This is a genomic window from Streptomyces sp. SS1-1 (assembly GCF_008973465.1).
In the GTDB taxonomy this organism is placed as follows: Bacteria; Actinomycetota; Actinomycetes; order Streptomycetales; family Streptomycetaceae; genus Streptomyces.
Map to the genome: position 1 here is coordinate 4,178,644 of NZ_WBXN01000004.1, position 16,130 is coordinate 4,194,773.

Annotated in this window: 13 protein-coding genes and 1 riboswitch; of the genes, 7 read left to right on the forward strand and 6 right to left on the reverse strand. The window is 72.0% G+C overall.

The features are described 5' to 3' along the window. The first annotated feature begins 4 nt into the window (after nucleotides 1-4). From F8R89_RS20600 to recQ, 3 genes are all read left to right on the forward strand, one after another. On the forward strand, nucleotides 5-1,576 hold the full coding sequence (locus F8R89_RS20600) for an NADH-quinone oxidoreductase subunit M (RefSeq protein ID WP_151785345.1): 1,572 nt from the start codon (nucleotides 5-7) through the stop codon (nucleotides 1,574-1,576). Then, entirely contained in the window at nucleotides 1,573-3,222 is a 1,650-nt protein-coding gene (gene nuoN / locus F8R89_RS20605; protein WP_151785346.1) for an NADH-quinone oxidoreductase subunit NuoN, read from the forward strand. The genes F8R89_RS20600 and nuoN overlap by 4 nt, the downstream gene beginning before the upstream one ends. Nucleotides 3,223-3,373: 151 nt before the next feature. Continuing rightward, nucleotides 3,374-5,395: a DNA helicase RecQ gene (gene recQ, locus F8R89_RS20610; RefSeq protein WP_151788220.1), complete on the forward strand. Its 2,022-nt coding sequence runs from the start codon at nucleotides 3,374-3,376 to the stop codon at nucleotides 5,393-5,395. Between the two features lie 34 nt (nucleotides 5,396-5,429). On the opposite strand, the gene F8R89_RS20615 is transcribed toward recQ, so the two are convergent. Together F8R89_RS20615 and fahA are read right to left on the reverse strand one after the other, a co-directional pair. Next, nucleotides 5,430-6,368, reverse strand: coding sequence for a M56 family metallopeptidase (locus F8R89_RS20615; protein ID WP_151785347.1), 939 nt, complete (start codon nucleotides 6,366-6,368; stop codon nucleotides 5,430-5,432). 181 nt (nucleotides 6,369-6,549) lie between these two features. Beyond that, nucleotides 6,550-7,770 carry a fumarylacetoacetase gene (fahA, locus tag F8R89_RS20620; protein ID WP_151785348.1) on the reverse strand — a complete coding sequence of 407 codons (1,221 nt, stop codon included), beginning with the start codon at nucleotides 7,768-7,770 and terminating at the stop codon, nucleotides 6,550-6,552. Nucleotides 7,771-8,127: 357 nt separating this feature from the next. On the opposite strand from fahA, the gene F8R89_RS20625 reads away from it, so the two are divergent. Then, nucleotides 8,128-8,955: an HAD family hydrolase gene (locus F8R89_RS20625; protein ID WP_151785349.1), complete on the forward strand. Its 828-nt coding sequence runs from the start codon at nucleotides 8,128-8,130 to the stop codon at nucleotides 8,953-8,955. 44 nt (nucleotides 8,956-8,999) lie between these two features. Here the strand turns inward: F8R89_RS20625 and F8R89_RS20630 are convergent, their stop codons facing one another. Beyond that, nucleotides 9,000-9,740, reverse strand: a complete 741-nt coding sequence (locus F8R89_RS20630) for a transglycosylase SLT domain-containing protein (RefSeq protein ID WP_151785350.1) — start codon at nucleotides 9,738-9,740, stop codon at nucleotides 9,000-9,002. A gap of 7 nt (nucleotides 9,741-9,747) precedes the next feature. After that, nucleotides 9,748-9,921: riboswitch (cyclic di-AMP (ydaO/yuaA leader) on the reverse strand. Nucleotides 9,922-10,650: 729 nt separating this feature from the next. On the opposite strand from F8R89_RS20630, the gene F8R89_RS20635 reads away from it, so the two are divergent. Then, on the forward strand, nucleotides 10,651-11,661 hold the full coding sequence (locus F8R89_RS20635; RefSeq protein ID WP_151785351.1) for a polyprenyl synthetase family protein: 1,011 nt from the start codon (nucleotides 10,651-10,653) through the stop codon (nucleotides 11,659-11,661). Between the two features lie 389 nt (nucleotides 11,662-12,050). Beyond that, the gene (locus F8R89_RS20640) at nucleotides 12,051-13,373 is read left to right on the forward strand and encodes a LolA family protein (RefSeq protein ID WP_151785352.1); all 1,323 of its coding nucleotides are present in this window, start codon (nucleotides 12,051-12,053) and stop codon (nucleotides 13,371-13,373) included. A 65-nt stretch (nucleotides 13,374-13,438) separates the two neighbouring features. Here F8R89_RS20640 and F8R89_RS20645 read toward each other — a convergent pair whose 3' ends face one another. The 3 genes from F8R89_RS20645 to F8R89_RS20655 all read right to left on the reverse strand — a co-directional run bounded on the left by F8R89_RS20645 (nucleotide 13,439) and on the right by F8R89_RS20655 (nucleotide 15,914). Continuing rightward, a complete protein-coding gene (locus tag F8R89_RS20645; RefSeq protein WP_151785353.1) occupies nucleotides 13,439-14,023 on the reverse strand; it encodes a flavodoxin family protein in 585 nt (194 codons plus the stop codon). Nucleotides 14,024-14,079: 56 nt separating this feature from the next. Further along, entirely contained in the window at nucleotides 14,080-15,294 is a 1,215-nt protein-coding gene (locus F8R89_RS20650) for an amidase (RefSeq protein WP_225994448.1), read from the reverse strand. A gap of 71 nt (nucleotides 15,295-15,365) precedes the next feature. Then, nucleotides 15,366-15,914, reverse strand: coding sequence for a DUF6668 family protein (locus tag F8R89_RS20655; protein ID WP_151785355.1), 549 nt, complete (start codon nucleotides 15,912-15,914; stop codon nucleotides 15,366-15,368). A 63-nt stretch (nucleotides 15,915-15,977) separates the two neighbouring features. On the opposite strand from F8R89_RS20655, the gene F8R89_RS36235 reads away from it, so the two are divergent. Continuing rightward, the gene (locus F8R89_RS36235; RefSeq protein ID WP_192806180.1) at nucleotides 15,978-16,130 is read left to right on the forward strand and encodes a hypothetical protein; all 153 of its coding nucleotides are present in this window, start codon (nucleotides 15,978-15,980) and stop codon (nucleotides 16,128-16,130) included.

Consider the following 16,130-nt stretch of genomic DNA (forward strand, 5'->3'; position numbering starts at 1 on the left):
ACCGATGTCCTTTCCCCTGCTGACAGCCACGGCGGCGCTCCCGGCGATCGGGGCGATCGCCACCGCCGCCGTGCCGGCCGCCCGGCGCACCGCCGCCAAATGGCTGGCGCTGTTCTTCTCCCTCGGCACACTCGCCCTCGCGATCGCCGTCCTGGTCCGCTTCGACCCGGACGGCGACCGCTACCAGCTCACCGAATCGCACTCCTGGATCGCCGACTTCGGGGTCCGCTACGAACTCGGCGTGGACGGCATCGGGGTGGCGCTCGTCGCGCTGACGGCGCTGCTGATCCCGTTCATCGTCCTCGCGGGCTGGCACGACGCCGACCCGCTGGAGACGGGCAGCCGGAGGTGGCGGCCGACGCAGGGCTTCTTCGCCCTGATCCTGGCCGTCGAGGCGATGGTGATCCTCTCCTTCGAGGCCACCGACGTCTTCCTCTTCTACATCTTCTTCGAAGCCATGCTCATCCCGATGTACTTCCTCATCGGCGGCTTCGGGGACCGTGCTCACGAGCACGGGGAGAAGGTGGCGTCGACGCAGCGGTCCTACGCCGCGGTGAAGTTCCTCCTCTACAACCTGGTCGGCGGACTGATCATGCTGGCCGCGGTGATCGGCCTGTACGTCGTCGCCGGGAACTTCAGCCTCCAGGAGATCGCCGAGGCCCGCGCCAACGGCTCGCTGGACATGGCGACGAACACCGAACGCTGGCTGTTCCTCGGCTTCTTCTTCGCCTTCGCGGTGAAGGCGCCGCTGTGGCCGCTGCACACCTGGCTGCCGAACGCGATGCAGGAGGCCACCGCCCCGGTCGCCGTCCTCATCACGGCGGTCGTCGACAAGGTGGGCACCTTCGCGATGCTCCGCTTCTGCCTCCAGCTCTTCCCGGAGGCCAGCAAGTGGGCCACGCCCGCGATCCTGGTGCTGGCGCTGATCAGCATCGTCTACGGGGCGCTGCTCGCGGTCGGCCAGCGGGACATCAAGCGCCTGATCGCGTACGCGTCGATCTCGCACTTCGGCTTCATCATCATGGGCATCTTCGCGATGACCAGCCAGGGCCAGTCCGGGGCGACGCTCTACATGGTCAACCACGGCATCTCGACGGCCGCGCTGATGCTGGTCGCCGGATTCCTGATCTCGCGGCGCGGCTCGCGGCTCATCGCCGACTACGGCGGGGTGCAGAAGGTCGCCCCGGTGCTCGCCGGCACCTTCCTGATCGGCGGCCTCGCGACCCTGTCACTGCCGGGTCTCGCGCCGTTCGTCAGCGAGTTCCTGGTCCTCGTCGGCACGTTCACGCGCTATCCGGTGATCGGCATCATCGCCACCTTCGGCATCGTGCTCGCGGCGCTCTACACACTCGTCCTCTACCAGCGGACGATGACGGGCCCGGTGAAGCCGGAGGTCTCCGCGATGCCGGACCTGCGGGTGCGGGAGATCGCGGTCGTCGCCCCGCTGGTCGTCCTGCTGGTCTTCCTGGGCGTCTACCCGAAGCCCGTCACGGACATCGTGAACCCGGCGGTCAAGCAGACCTTGTCCGACGTACAGAAGAAGGACCCCCAGCCCGAGGTGGAGGCGGCCAAGTGAGCGCATCAGCCGTCCACAGCCTGTGGACAACCGCGGCCGACCCGATCTCGAAGATCGACACGCCGAAGATCGAGTACGGACAGCTCTCGCCCACCCTGATCGTCGTCGGCGCGGCGCTCGTCGGGGTACTGATCGAGGCCGTCGTCCCGCGCAGGTCCCGGTACTACGCGCAGGTGTTCACCGCCGTCGTGGCGCTCGTCGCCTCCTTCGCGGCGGTCGTGGCACTGGCCGCCGGCGGGTACGCCACGACCAAGTCGGGCATCGCCGCCATGGGCGCGATCGCCGTCGACGGACCGGCCCTGTTCCTGCAGGGCACGATCCTGCTGACGGCCCTCGTGGGCCTGTTCACCTTCGCCGAGCGCCGGCTCGACCCGGCGGCGCACGGCAACCGCGTCGACTCCTTCGCCGCCCAGGCCGCGGCCGTGCCGGGCAGCGAGAGCGAGAAGGCCGCCGTGAAGGCGGGGTTCACCACCACCGAGGTGTTCCCCCTGCTGCTTTTCGCCGTCGCGGGCATGCTGATCTTCCCGTCGGCCAACGACCTGCTGACCCTGTTCATCGCGCTGGAGGTCTTCTCCCTCCCGCTGTACCTGATGTGCGCGCTGGCCCGCCGCAAGCGGCTCATGTCGCAGGAGGCCGCGGTCAAGTACTTCCTGCTGGGAGCCTTCGCGTCCGCGTTCACCCTGTTCGGCATCGCCCTGCTGTACGGCTACGCGGGCTCCGTGTCCTACGGCACGATCGCGCGGGTCGTCGACGGCACCGCCACCGACGTCACCCCGGCGCTGGCGGACACCACGGGCAACGACGCGCTGCTGCTCATCGGCTCGGCGCTCATCGTCATGGGGCTGCTGTTCAAGGTGGGCGCGGTCCCGTTCCACATGTGGACGCCGGACGTCTACCAGGGCGCCCCGACGCCGGTGACCGGCTTCATGGCCGCGGCGACGAAGGTGGCCGCGTTCGGCGCCCTGCTGCGCCTCCTGTACGTCGTGCTGCCCGGCCTGCGCTGGGACTGGCGGCCGGTCATGTGGGCCGTGGCGATCGTCACCATGCTGGGCGGCGCGATCATCGCGATCACCCAGACCGACATCAAGCGGCTGCTGGCGTACTCGTCGATCGCGCACGCCGGGTTCATCCTCGCCGGTGTCATCGCGACCACGCCGGACGGGGTGTCGTCCGTCCTCTTCTACCTGGGCGCGTACTCGTTCGTGACGATCGGCGCGTTCGCCGTGGTGACGCTGGTGCGCGACGCCGGCGGCGAGGCGACGCACCTGTCGAAGTGGGCCGGTCTGGGCCGCCGCTCGCCGCTGGTCGCGGCGGTCTTCGCGGTGTTCCTGCTGGCCTTCGCGGGCATCCCGCTGACCTCCGGCTTCGCGGGTAAGTTCGCCGTGTTCAAGGCGGCGGCCGAGGGCGGGGCGGCCCCGCTGGTCGTGATCGGTGTGATCTCGTCCGCGATCGCCGCGTTCTTCTACATCCGCGTCATCGTGCTGATGTTCTTCAGCGAGCCGACACCCGAGGGACCGACGGTCGCGGTGCCGTCCCCGCTGACGATGACGGCGATCGGCGTCGGCGTGGCCGTGACCCTGGTGCTGGGCGTGGCGCCCCAGTACTTCCTGGACCTGGCGAGCCAGGCGGGCGTCTTCGTGCGCTGACCGAGCCCCGCGTGGACGGCCCGGCCCCCTTCGGGGGAGCCGGGCCGTTCCCGTGCCGAGGGGGTGAGCCTGTGGATAACTCGGGGGGCTGTCGGTGCGGACCCCTATCGTGGAGGCAGTGGTCGAGGGACGACGGGCGGGGGACACGGCGATGGGTGCGACGGGCGTGATCAGCGAGATGCCAGCGGTGACCGAGGCGGACCGGACAGGCGACAGCGAGGCGCTGGCGGCGCTCCACCGCGTCTTCGGATACGAGGCCTTCCGGGGCGAGCAGGAAGCCGTCATCGAGCATGTCGTGGCCGGCGGCGACGCGGTCGTGCTCATGCCGACCGGCGGCGGCAAGTCGCTCTGCTACCAGATCCCGTCCCTGGTCAGACCGGGCACGGGCGTGGTCGTCTCCCCGCTGATCGCCCTCATGCAGGACCAGGTGGACGCCCTGCGGGCGCTCGGCGTGCGCGCCGGGTTCATCAACTCCACGCAGGACTTCGACGAGCGCCGCGTGATGGAGGCGCAGTACGTCGCCGGCGAGCTCGACCTGCTCTACCTCGCCCCCGAGCGGCTGCGGCTCGACGCGACGCTGGAGCTGCTGTCCCGCGGCAAGATCTCGGTGTTCGCCATCGACGAGGCGCACTGCGTGTCCCAGTGGGGCCACGACTTCCGCCCCGACTACCTCTCCCTGTCCCTGCTGGGCGAGCGCTGGCCGGACGTGCCACGGATCGCGCTGACGGCGACGGCCACCCACGCCACCCACCAGGAGATCACCCAGCGGCTCGGCATGCCGGACGCCCGGCACTTCGTGGCCAGCTTCGACCGGCCCAACATCCAGTACCGGATCGTGCCGAAGGCCGACCCGAAGAAGCAGCTGCTGAGCTTCCTGCGCGAGGAGCACGCGGGCGACGCGGGCATCGTGTACTGCCTGTCCCGCAAGTCGGTCGAGGCGACCGCCGAGTTCCTCTCCCGCAACGGCATCGAGGCGATCCCGTACCACGCGGGTCTCGACGCGGGCACCCGCGCGGCGCACCAGTCCCGGTTCCTGCGCGAGGAGGGCCTGGTCGTGGTGGCGACGATCGCCTTCGGCATGGGCATCGACAAGCCGGACGTGCGGTTCGTCGCCCACCTCGACCTGCCCAAGTCCGTCGAGGGCTACTACCAGGAGACCGGCCGGGCCGGGCGGGACGGCCTGCCCTCCACGGCCTGGATGGCCTACGGCCTCAACGACGTCATCCAGCAGCGCAAGATGATCCAGCTCGGCGAGGGCGACGAGGCGTTCCGTCGCCGTGCGGGAGCGCACCTGGACTCGATGCTGGCGCTGTGCGAGACCGTCCAGTGCCGGCGTGCCCAGCTGCTCGCCTACTTCGGCCAGGACCCCGAGGCGGGCGCCTGCGGCAACTGCGACACCTGCCTGACGCCGCCCGAAACCTGGGACGGCACCGTTGCCGCGCAGAAGGTGCTGTCGACGGTCGTCCGGCTGCAGCGGGAGCGGGGGCAGAAGTTCGGCGCGCTGCAGATCGTCGACATCCTGCTGGGGCGGCGCACCGCCAAGGTGATCCAGTTCGACCACGACCAGCTCTCCGTGTTCGGCATCGGCGAGGAGCTGACCGAGGGCGAGTGGCGGGGCGTCATCCGGCAGTTGCTGGCGCAGGGCCTGCTCGCCGTCGAGGGCGAGTACGGCACGCTGGTGCTGACCGAGGACAGCGGCTCGGTGCTGCGGAGGGAGCGGGAGGTGCCGCTGCGCAAGGAGCCGAAGCGGCCGGCGTCCTCGCGGTCCGCGTCGGGATCCGGCCGCGGCGAGCGCAAGGCGAAGGCCGCCGTCGCCGAGCTCCCGGAGGAACTGGTCCCGGCCTTCGAGGCCCTGCGCGCCTGGCGGGCCGAGCAGGCCCGGGAGCAGGGCGTCCCGGCCTACGTCATCTTCCACGACGCCACGCTCCGCGAGATCGCCACGGTGTGGCCCACGTCGGTGGCCGAGCTGGGCGGGATCAGCGGCGTAGGCGAGAAGAAGCGGGCGACGTACGGGGAAGGGGTGGTCGAGGTCCTGGCGGGCCTCACCGCACCGGCACCCGGGGCCGCCCCGCAGAACGCCTCGCAACCCGCCCCGCAGTCCGCCTCGGCATCGGCCCCGGACGCCGCCGACGACTGGCCCATGGAGGAGCCGGAGCCCGACGGCTGGGAGTGAGGGCCGACGCCCTGGGCGCGTCCCTGGGCGCGTCCTAGGACAGCGTCAGGAGTCCCGGCGCGAAGGTGATCAGCAGGGGGACCAGCGGGACCAGGGCCGCCAGGGTCGTGGTGAGGGCGCGGTCGCGGCGGCCCAGGCGCGGGGGCGGCTGGAGGAGACGGTCGACGCGTTCGCCCAGCAGCCGGTGGGTGGAGGCGCAGGACAGCACGCCCCGGTGCTGGTTGAGCTCGATCAGGGCCAGGGCCGTCGTCAGATGGCCGCAGCGGCGGGAGGCCGTGTCGTCGGCGGCCAGTTCGACCAGGCGGTGGGTCTGGTCGCAGAAGTGCGCGAACAGCGGGACACGGGGGAAGCCGGTGGCGAGCGCGGTGGACAGGTGCAGCAGCCAGTCGTGGTGGGCGCGGGCGTGGCCCCGCTCATGGGTGAGGACGGCGTCGAGCTGGTGGTCGGTGAGGCGGTGCAGGGCACCGGTCGTCACGATCAGCTGCGGCGGGCTGCCCGGCATCCACCAGGCGTCCGGGTACTCGTCCTCAAGGACCAGCAGCGGGCCGCGCGTGGAGCCGAGGCCGGCCGGCAGATCGGGGGCGCGCTCGCGCAGCTGGGCCCGCGCACGGCCGCGCCGCCTGCGCGCCTCGACCAGTTCCCGCCCGAGCATCGCGGTCGTCCATGCCGCCCCGCAGGCCAGCAGCAGGGTGAGGAGCGCGGCCCAGGCCGGGGCGGCTGAGAGGTCGTACGCCTCCGTCACGGACGGCGGCGCCGGGGCGAACAGCTGGGCGCGGGCGGTGCCGAAGACGGCGGCGGTGCCCAGCGCGAGCGCCGTCAGGCAGCACAGCAGCACGGTGGCGACGAGGCACTGCCACACCCACAGCGCGACCACGGGGTCCCGTTCCGGCCAGGCGGCCCGGGTCAGGACGCGCGGGACGGGGATGGCGGCCGTCAGGCCGACGATGCTCAGCAGGAGCAGGCAGACGGTCATGCCAGGGGCTCCGGATCCTGGTCAGGGACAGTGCGCGGACGTCGGTGCGGGGCGGTGGGCCGCGGGCACCCCGAGGGGCGTGCTTCCCACCGCCAGCCAGTATGACGGTGCGGCCCGCGGGAGTCAGCGGGAAAGAGCCGACGGATCCGCGGGCGTGCTCCGCCCATCCGGCGGTCGCGCCTCAGCCGGCCACGATCCGTCCGGTGACCTCGCCCAGGCCCACCCGCACCCCGCCTGGGCCGGGAGCCCACGCCGACAGGGTGACGACGTCGCCGTCCTCCAGGAACGTGCGCTTGCCGTCGGGGAGTTCGAGCGGGTCGCGGCCGTTCCAGGTCAGCTCCAGGAGGGAGCCGCGCTCCCGCTCGGTCGGGCCGCTGACGGTGCCGGAGCCGTAGAGGTCGCCGGTGCGCAGGGAGGCGCCGTTCACCGTCATATGGGCGAGCTGCTGGGCGGCCGTCCAGTACATGGTGGAGAAGGGCGGCTCGGAGACCACGTGGCCGTTGATCGCCACGGAGATGCGCAGGTCGTAGCCGCCGGGTTCGGTCCCGTCGCCGGAGTCGTCGAGGTACGGCAGCAGCGGGTGGGTGCGCTCGGGCGGCGCCGTCCTGGCCTCGTCCAGGGCGTCCAGCGGGGTGATCCAGGCCGACACCGACGTGGCGAAGGACTTGCCGAGGAACGGGCCGAGGGGGACGTACTCCCACGCCTGGATGTCACGCGCCGACCAGTCGTTGAGCAGGCACAGGCCGAAGACGTGCTCCCGGAAGTCGGCCAGCGGGACCGGCGCGCCCATCGCGGACGGCTTGCCGACGACGAAGCCGACCTCGGCCTCGATGTCCAGGCGGACGGACGGGCCGAAGACGGGGGCCGGGTCGGTCGGCGCCTTGCGCTGGCCCGAGGGCCGTACGACGTCCGTGCCGGAGACGACGACCGTGCCGGAGCGGCCGTGGTAGCCGATCGGCAGGTGCTTCCAGTTGGGGGTGAGGGAGTCCTCGGCGTCCGGGCGGAAGATCCGGCCGACGTTCCGCGCGTGGTTCTCGGAGGCGTAGAAGTCGACGTAGTCCGCGACGTCGAACGGGAGGTGCAGCGTCACGGAGGAGAGCGGGTGGAACAGGTCCGCGATGGCCTCCTGGTGCGCCGGCACCGTCACCCAGGCGGTCAGCGCCCGCCGTACGTCGGACCAGGTGGTGCGGCCCGCGGCGAGCAGCGGGTTCAGCGACTCCTGGGCGAGCAGCGGGGCGTACGGCGAGTCGAGCGCCTGGGCGGCCCTGCCCGCGTCGAGGACGTGGTCGCCGAGCCGGACGCCCACCCGGCGCGCGGAGTCCGGGCCCGGGAGGGAGAAGACGCCGTACGGAAGGTTGTGCGCGCCGAAGGGGTCGCCCTCGGGGAGATCGAAGGGGGGCATGGGGTACTGCCTCACTCTCATACGCTCCGTAAGCCATGTGGTCGGGCCCACGTTACGGGTGAGGTGGTGGTCTTGGGCAGGGTGAATCCTCCGGGCAGGCGATCGGCTTCCCCCAGGTCGCCGCGGTGGGCCGTCCCCCTGCCGCCCGTTCACCGCGTCCCCGTCACCGGTCGGACGGTGCCAACTCGGCGTCCGTACAGCCTCCGAGGATCCCCCAAGGGCGAAACCGCCATAAACGGGCGCGAGTTGTGCGGGCTCGGACACAAGTGGGACCGGAACGGGTGTCAACTCATGTGAACAGAGCAGCCGTCCGGTTCAGGTCGAGTCGAGGGGGCTTCCTGTCCGTATTCTCTGATCATGGCCGCACCGATCGCATATTCACTCATCGCCACTGACCTGGACGGGACCCTCCTCCGAGGTGACGACACGCTCTCCGACCGGTCCCTCGCGGCACTCGCGCAGGCGGCGGTGGCCGGTGCCCAGCACCTCGTGGTGACGGGACGGCCGGCACCCCGGGTGCGGCCCCTCCTGGACGTCATGGGCAGCCGGGGGCTGGCGGTGTGCGGGCAGGGCGCGCAGTTGTACGACGCCGGGCGGGACCGGCTGCTGTGGTCCATCACCCTGGAGCGGGACCTGGCGGAGACCGCCCTCGGCAAGATCGAGGCCGAGGTGGGGCAGGTGTACGCGGCGGTCGACCAGGACGGGGTCGACGGGCTCACGCTCATCGAACCGGGCTATCTGATGCCCCACCCGACCCTGCCGGCCGTGCGGGTGCGGCACCGCGACGACCTGTGGTGCGAGCCGATCAGCAAGGTGCTGCTGCGCCATCCGACGCTGTCGGACGACGAGTTGGCGGCGACGGCCCGCGCGGTGGTGGGTTCGCTGGCGACGGTCACCATGTCGGGGCCGGGGACCGTCGAACTCCAGCCATGCGGCATCACGAAGGCGACGGGCCTCGCGCTCGCCGCCGAGCATCTCGGCCTGGGCCCGCACGAGACCATCGCGTTCGGGGACATGCCCAACGACATCCCCATGTTCGACTGGGCCGCGCACGGGGTGGCGATGGCCAACGCGCACCCCGAACTCAAGGCGGTCGCGGACGAGGTCACCTTGTCCAACGAGGACGACGGCATCGCCGTCGTCCTCGAGAGACTGTTCGCCCGCAGCCTGGCCGAGTTCCCCTAGTAGGGGACTCGGAAGGCCCAGAGGGCCGAGGGTGCTCGGAGGGCTCAGTAGGGGCCGTTCACGTTGTCGATCGAGCCGTAGCGCGCGGCCGCGTAGTTGCAGGCGGCCGTGATGTTCGCGACCGGGTCGAACGGGTCGTACGCGGTGCCCGGCACGTGGTACGTCGCGAAGGTCGGGTCGATGACCTGGAGGAGGCCCTTGGACGGGGTGCCCGCCACGGCGTTGGAGTCCCAGTTGTTGATGGCGGCCGGGTTGCCCGACGACTCGCGCATGACGTTGCGGTGGATGCCCTCGTAGGAACCGGGGATCCCCTTCTGCGCCATGATGTCGAGCGCCTCACGGATCCAGCCGTCGAGGTTGTCCGCGTACGTCTTCACGGAGGCCTGGGTGGCCTGGGCGACGGCGGACTTCTTGACGGGGGCGGACGCCGTGTTCGCCTTGGCCTTCGCCGGCGCGGCCTTCTTCGTGGCCCGGACCTTCAGGTCGACACCCGGGTGGATCAGCCGGGGGTTGTCGCCGATGGCCGCGCGGTTGTCCTTGTAGAGCTGACGCCAGCCGCCCTGGGCGTCGTACCGGTCGGCGATCCCGTACAGGGTGTCGCCCTTCTTGGTGGTGTAGCTGACGGAGCCGACCTTGGCCACGGTGGGGGCCTTGGCGGGCTCGGCGGCGCTCGCGGTGGTCGCGCTCAGCAGGGGGAGCGCGAGAGCGGCGGTACCGGTTCCGGCGGCGATGACGCGGCGGGTGAACGGGCTGGTGCGGGTGCGACGGTGCTTGCCTCGGGACATGGCGCTGTTCGTTCCTCTCCGGCGCCTGCGAGGTGAGCTGTCGGGTTCGGGCGGGAGATGCCCGGTCACACCGCCGTAGGACGACGCGACTTCACCCCTAGCCGTTCCGGTGCGCCATCGAGGCGTGCGGTACGGCGACTTACCTGGGTCCCCCGCTCCTGCCGTGCGGTGCGTTGCGTAGGTGGATGACTCGGGCGGCGGCAGGATTCGGCGTCCGCCCGACAGAGCGGGAACGTATGCGAGAGCACATGTCCGGAACAAGGGCCGCAATCACCTGACGTGCTAGTTGACCATGGTCTGAGGCGTATGGGGCGCTTGATCCTTTGCGGTTGCCAATTCTCAACTCGCTTTTCTGGCAAGGGGACGTGAGGCTCCGGCGGGGGGATGGGTCGACGGGTGGCCGCGTGACCCAACTCACGGCGATCACAACAACGGCAAATCGGGCAATGAATCCAACTCCCCTGTTATTGCCTGGCCGTGGAGAGCCTGCCGTCGCGGCACCTATCTGCCCCCTTCCTTCCGGAGAGTCCGTTTTGCCGGGCAGGAACCCCGCCCTTCGTGTCGTTCGTTGAGGGGGCGTGGAGGCGTCCGGAGGGCGGGTCGGGGTAGGCGGAGGCGGGGGTGCCGTGCGGACCCCCGGGCCGGCCCCGAGGGGTCGAACCGGAATTCGATTCGAGAGGGGATGGCGAGGGGTCGGCTACCCACGGTGACGTGACGATAAATCGATGAATGTCCATCCTTATCGGGTGATCAAAAAACATACCGACCGTGGGCCGAAGTCGGCCGTGGTGGACGGGTGGGCGGCATCGGTGATCGAAACGTGACCGGATACGCTGACTTGAGTGATGGCAGCGACCTATCGACAAACCGTGTAACCAGCCGAAAGACACCAGCAGACAGGAGACCCCTCGTGACCGTCGTCGGGCCGTTCGGGCTGAGCGTGCGGGACCAGGCTCTGGAAGCCGATGTCCAGGCCGGATTGGCGGCTGTCGAGGAGGGACTGCTCGAAGCCACCAAGAGTGAGGTCCCCTTCATCACCGGGGCCGCCCAGCACCTGGTGCGGGCGGGCGGGAAGCGCTTCCGGCCGCTGCTGGTGATGCTCGCCGCGCGCTTCGGTGACCCGTACGCCCCGGGGATCGTGCCGTCGGCCGTGGTGGTGGAGCTGACCCACCTGGCGACGCTGTACCACGACGACGTGATGGACGAGGCCGAGGTCCGGCGCGGGGTCGACAGCGCGAACACCCGCTGGGGGAACTCCGTCGCGGTCCTCACCGGCGACTTCCTCTTCGCGCGCGCCTCGCACATCCTGGCCGACCTCGGGCCCGAGGCGGTCCGGGTGCAGGCCGAGGCGTTCGAGCGGCTGGTCACGGGCCAGATCCTGGAGACGGCCGGACCGCAGGACGGCCGGGACCCCGTGGAGCACTACCTCGACGTGCTGAGCGGGAAGACCGGGTCGCTGGTGGCGGTGTCCTGCCGCTTCGGGGCGATGATGTCGGGCGCCGACGAGACCGTGGTCGACGTGCTCACCCAGTACGGGGAGCGGCTCGGCGTGGCCTTCCAGCTGGCGGACGACGTCCTGGACATCGCGAGCGACTCCCACGAGTCCGGGAAGACGCCCGGCACGGATCTGCGCGAGGGCATCCCGACCCTGCCGGTGCTGCGGCTGCGGGAGCGCGCGGAGCGGCTGGGGCTGCCCGAGGACATCGCCCTGTGCGAGCTGCTGGCCTCCGACCTGAGCGACGACGCCCGGCTCGCGGAGGCGCTGACCGCCCTGCGGGAGCACCCGGCGCTGGAGCAGGCCCGGCGGGACACGGTCCGCTACGCCGAGGACGCGCGCGCCGCGCTGGCGCCCCTGCCGGAGAACGACGCGAAGGCCGCCCTGATGGAGCTGTGCGACGCCGTGGTGCACCGCGCCGGCTGAGCCGCCCCCTCGGCCGGCCGCCCGGGCCACCGCTTCTCCGCTCCTCGCCCCGGCCACCGCTTCTCTGTTCCTCGCCCCGGCCACCGCTTCTCCGTTCCTCGCCCCGTCCCACCCCTCGCCCCGCCCCGCCCCAGCCCCTCGACCCCCTGACCCCTACGGGTCGGGGGACGTCCACCCCTCCGGCGTCATACCGCAGGTGTACGCGGAGTTGGCTCCGCAGGCTGACGAAACTTCCTGACCGATTTGGTCAGATGGACACCACACGGAAAACACCACTCCTCACCGATTCGGGTGAGAATGGCGGCTCAGGGGTGGACCTTGCCGGGTCGTGAGACTCGCGGGCGACAGACGAACGGACGGCCGCCGCCGACGACGGAGGTAGGGCACACATGGCACCGTACGAAGTCGACGACAATACGACCGCGGGGGAGGGCGACGACCCGCGCGCGGGCCGGCGCAAGGCCGCTCGGTACGTCGTCCCGGTCACGGTGGTGGGGATCGCGGCGGCGACGATCGGGCTGGTCCCGGCGCTCGCCGACGCCGGGGACCCGGATCTGCCGGACCTCACCGCGCAGCAACTGATCGAGAAGATCGCCCAGTCGGACGTCCAGCAGCTGTCCGGCACGTTCAAGATCACGACGGATCTGGGGCTGCCCGACCTCGGCGGGCTGGAGTCGGGTCTCGCCTTGGGCCTCACCGGAGCGGGCGCGGGCGGCGGCTCGTCCGCCGATCCCTCGGCGAAGCTGACCGAGCTGGCCTCCGGCACGCACACCCTGCGGATCGCCGCCGACGGCGACGACCGGCAGAAGCTGTCCCTGGCGGACAAGTCCTCCGAGTACAGCCTCATCCACAACGGCAAGGACGTCTGGGGCTACGACAGCCGGTCCGGCGAGGTCTTCCACGCCACCGCCGACGAGGCCGGGCGGGAGAAGGACAAGGGGCAGGGCAAGGGCCGGGGCGAGGGGCAGGGCAGGGGGCACGGCCGGGACCACGGGAAGATCGACGGGGTTCCCGCCACCCCCAAGGAGCTCACCGAGGAGGCCCTGAAGGCGGTCGACGACACGACGTCGGTCACCGTCGACGGCACCGCGCACGTCGCCGGCCGGGACGCCTACCGGCTGCTCATCGAGCCGAAGCAGTCGGGCACCACGGTCGGAGCGATCACCGTGGCCGTGGACGCGAAGACCGGGCTGCCGCTGAAGTTCACGCTGACCCCGGCCGGCGGTGGCGCGGCCGTGGTCGACGCCGGCTTCACGCAGGTCAGCTTCGCCAAGCCCGCCGCCTCCACCTTCGACTTCACGCCGCCCAAGGGCGCGAAGGTCACGGAGGAGGGTGACGTGGACAAGGGCGCCCCGCGGCACGGCGGGGGCAGGTCCGAGGACGGCTTCCGCAAGGAGCTGGAGAAGGAGTTCGGCGCCGAGAACTCGAAGGGTTCGAAGGGCCCCGGGGGCGGTCCCGAGATCATCGGCGAGGGCTGGAACACGGTGGCGGTCTTCGACACCGGAGGCGAGGGCGTTCCCTCGGGCGCCGAGGTCGGCGGCGACTTCGGCGGCTTCCTCGACTCCCTCGGCGACAAGGCCAGCGGGAAGTTCGGCTCGGGCACGGTGTTCTCGACGCGCCTGATCAACGCCCTCGTCACCGACGACGGCAAGGTCTATGTCGGCGCCGTCGACAAGGCCACGCTGGTGAAGGCGGCCGACTCGGCCAAGTGACGCGACGAGCGGCCCGGCCCGGATGCCGGGCCGGGCCGCTCTCACGCGGCGTCAGGGACCGGTGCTCAGTCCGTCTCGTACGCGAAGCGCGCGAGCGGCGCGTCCTGGGCGAAGAACGTCTTGGCCCGGCTCAGGGCCCCGGTGTCCCGCAGCACGTCCCCGGGCTTGCTGCCGTTGCCAAGCAGCACCCCGCCGAAGCGCATCCCCATGTAGGCGGCCGAGTTGTGGAGGGTGCCGATCAGCGGGTCGGCGACCACCGGCTCCTCGTGGGCGAGCGCGGTCACGCCCCAGAGCGTGCGCCCGGCCAGGGTGTCCTTGAAGTCGACGCCGGGTGTGCGCAGCCAGCCCGACCAGTGGTCGAGGTAGCGCTTGACGTGCGCGGACACCGAGTACCAGTACAGCGGCGAGACGATCACGACGTCCGTGGCCGCGAGGGTGGCGTCGAGCAGGAGGGCCGTGTTCCCCTCCGTCGGCCGCACATGGTCGCTGTCGTGGCGCAGGTCCTCGAAGTCGGGCAGTGGATGGGCCGCCAGGTCGATCCACCGTTGTTCCACGCTCTCGGGCAGTTGCTCGGCGGCCCGGCGGGCCAGCAGTTCGGTGTTGCCGTCGGAGCGGCTGCTGCCGAGGACGAACAGGAAGCGGCGGGTCATGGGTCCCCCAGTGGGCACGCGCGGAACAGGGCGTACGGCGAATAAGCGCATCTGCATTATATGCGTATGCATGTAGCTGGCGTCCAGGGACCGAGCAGCCCCTCAGCCGCCTCCGCCACCGAGAGCAGCGCGGCCTCCTGCCCGTGCTCCGCCACCAACTGGAGCCCGACGGGGCACCCGTCCGGCCCGAACCCGGCCGGAACGCTGATCGCCGGATGCCCGCTCAGGTTGAACGCCCAGGTGAGGGCGGTGGAGAAGCGCTCGCCCGGGCCGTCGTGACCGTGCGGCGGGGTGGGGGCCGTCGGCGTCATGAGCAGGCGCGTCCGGCGGAAGAGAGCGGCGAGCCTGCGGTCGTTGGCCGCCCGCAGACGCCGGGCGGCCTCGGGGGGAGGGCCGGCCGCGGACCCGCGCAGGGCGAGCCACGCCGGAGCCGGATCGTCGAGCCGGAACGGTTCCCCCACATCCACCAGCCGCACCACACCGGCTCCGTGAAGCCGTACGGCGGCCGCGTGCGCCACGGCCACGACCTCCGGGTCGGGAGAGGCGAAGCCCAGGTCGGGGGACCAGAGGGCGGCGGCCGGAGCGGAGGGGCTGGGCTGTGGGGTGGCGGGGTCGCCGGGCGCCACGGCCCCCGCGGCGGGATCGGAGGGGGCGGGTTGTGGGGAGGCCGGGGCACTGGACACCGCGGCCCAGTACGCCGCCGCGTCCGCGACGCTACGCGTGAGCACGCCCGGCGCCATCAGCCCCGTCGCATCCGTGGTGGGGAAGCGCCCGTTGGTCGCCTTCAGGCCGACGACCCCGCACCAGGCCGCCGGAATGCGCACCGACCCGGCGCCGTCGTTCCCCGTGGCGAGCGGCACCAGCCCGGCCGCGACCGCCGCCGCCGAACCGGCCGACGATCCGCCCGGCGTCCGGTCGGGCCGCCACGGGTTGACCGTACGGCCGTACCGCCCCGCCCCCCAGGTCTGCCACGGTGTCCCCGGCCCCGGCACGGACGTCGCGCCCACCGGCACGCAGCCCGCCGCGAGCAGCGGGGCCGCCGTACGCAGCCCGCCACGGCCCTTCACCCCGATCGGCACCCCGGCCAGCGGCGGCCGTTCGCCCGCGGCGATCCGGGCGTCCACCGCCTCCGCCCACGCCCGCGCCCGCTCGTCCCACACCTCGGCGAAGGCGGACAGCGCCGGATCGACGCGCTCGATCCGGTCGAGGGCGTCCGCGACCACGTCGACCGCGCGCACGGCGCCCGCGCAGACGGCCGAGGCGATCGTCACGGCCGAGTACGCCGAGAGGGGACCGGGTCCCTCGGATGCGGCGGGCCTCGGCGGAGGGGGCACGGGCATGGTCAGCGCCCGTGCCCGGTCAGCCGCGCCAGCGCCTCCGGCTGCCGGGGCGGGTGCCCTCCGCGCGGTCCGGCCTGGTCACCCAGGTCGCCCAGACGCCAGTCCGGCATCCACGGCACCCGGTACACGTCGATCACCGACTCGATCACCCGGACGCGCTCGGCGAGCGGACGCGGCAGCCGGCCCGGGGCGTCCGCGACCAGGACGACGCCTTCGAGGTCCAGCCCCCGTGGCGTCGCCCCGCGCCGGAAGAGGTCGAGGGCGCCGGGTACGGCGGCCAGGCCGGACGCGTGGGTGCGCGCGACCAGCAGCACGGCGTGCGGGTCGTCCGGGCCGGGCCACTCCCGCCCGCAGTCCCGGCCGCCGTACACCGTCGCGAGGGTCGTGACGCCCGCTCCGCCGTGCAGACCGATCCACGAGAAGCGCCGGGGGGTGCCGGGCGGGAGCGGGGGCGTAGGCAGAGGGCCGTCGGGGAGGGGGACCGGTCCGCGGAGCCAGATGTCCGGGCCCCGGCCGTACGGCCCGTGCTGTTCGCGCATGTCGGTGCCCATGCCCGTGTTCCTTCCTCGTCACGCCACGTCCCCGGTGTGTGGCACGTGAGGCATGAGAACACCGTGACGTGGCACAAGCTCCTGGAACGAGTCTGTGACGTCACGGTGACGCCCGCGCCGCCCGCGGCCGGAGAGACTCGACAGTACGTGGACGACGTCTTCGGCGTTGACGACGTGTCCGACCTGAACGACCGCCTGCCCGGCGCATGCGAGTGA

Bases quoted from the DNA above. Each gene is read 5' to 3' on its own strand.
- F8R89_RS20600 (WP_151785345.1), top strand. From the start codon at position 5: ATGTCCTTTCCCCTGCTGACAGCCACGGCGGCGCTCCCGGCGATCGGG.
- recQ (WP_151788220.1), top strand. From the start codon at position 3,374: ATGGGTGCGACGGGCGTGATCAGCGAGATGCCAGCGGTGACCGAGGCG.
- F8R89_RS20615 (WP_151785347.1), bottom strand. From the start codon at position 6,368: ATGACCGTCTGCCTGCTCCTGCTGAGCATCGTCGGCCTGACGGCCGCC.
- fahA (WP_151785348.1), bottom strand. From the start codon at position 7,770: ATGCCCCCCTTCGATCTCCCCGAGGGCGACCCCTTCGGCGCGCACAAC.
- F8R89_RS20625 (WP_151785349.1), top strand. From the start codon at position 8,128: ATGGCCGCACCGATCGCATATTCACTCATCGCCACTGACCTGGACGGG.
- F8R89_RS20630 (WP_151785350.1), bottom strand. From the start codon at position 9,740: ATGTCCCGAGGCAAGCACCGTCGCACCCGCACCAGCCCGTTCACCCGC.
- F8R89_RS20640 (WP_151785352.1), top strand. From the start codon at position 12,051: ATGGCACCGTACGAAGTCGACGACAATACGACCGCGGGGGAGGGCGAC.
- F8R89_RS20645 (WP_151785353.1), bottom strand. From the start codon at position 14,023: ATGACCCGCCGCTTCCTGTTCGTCCTCGGCAGCAGCCGCTCCGACGGC.
- F8R89_RS20655 (WP_151785355.1), bottom strand. From the start codon at position 15,914: ATGGGCACCGACATGCGCGAACAGCACGGGCCGTACGGCCGGGGCCCG.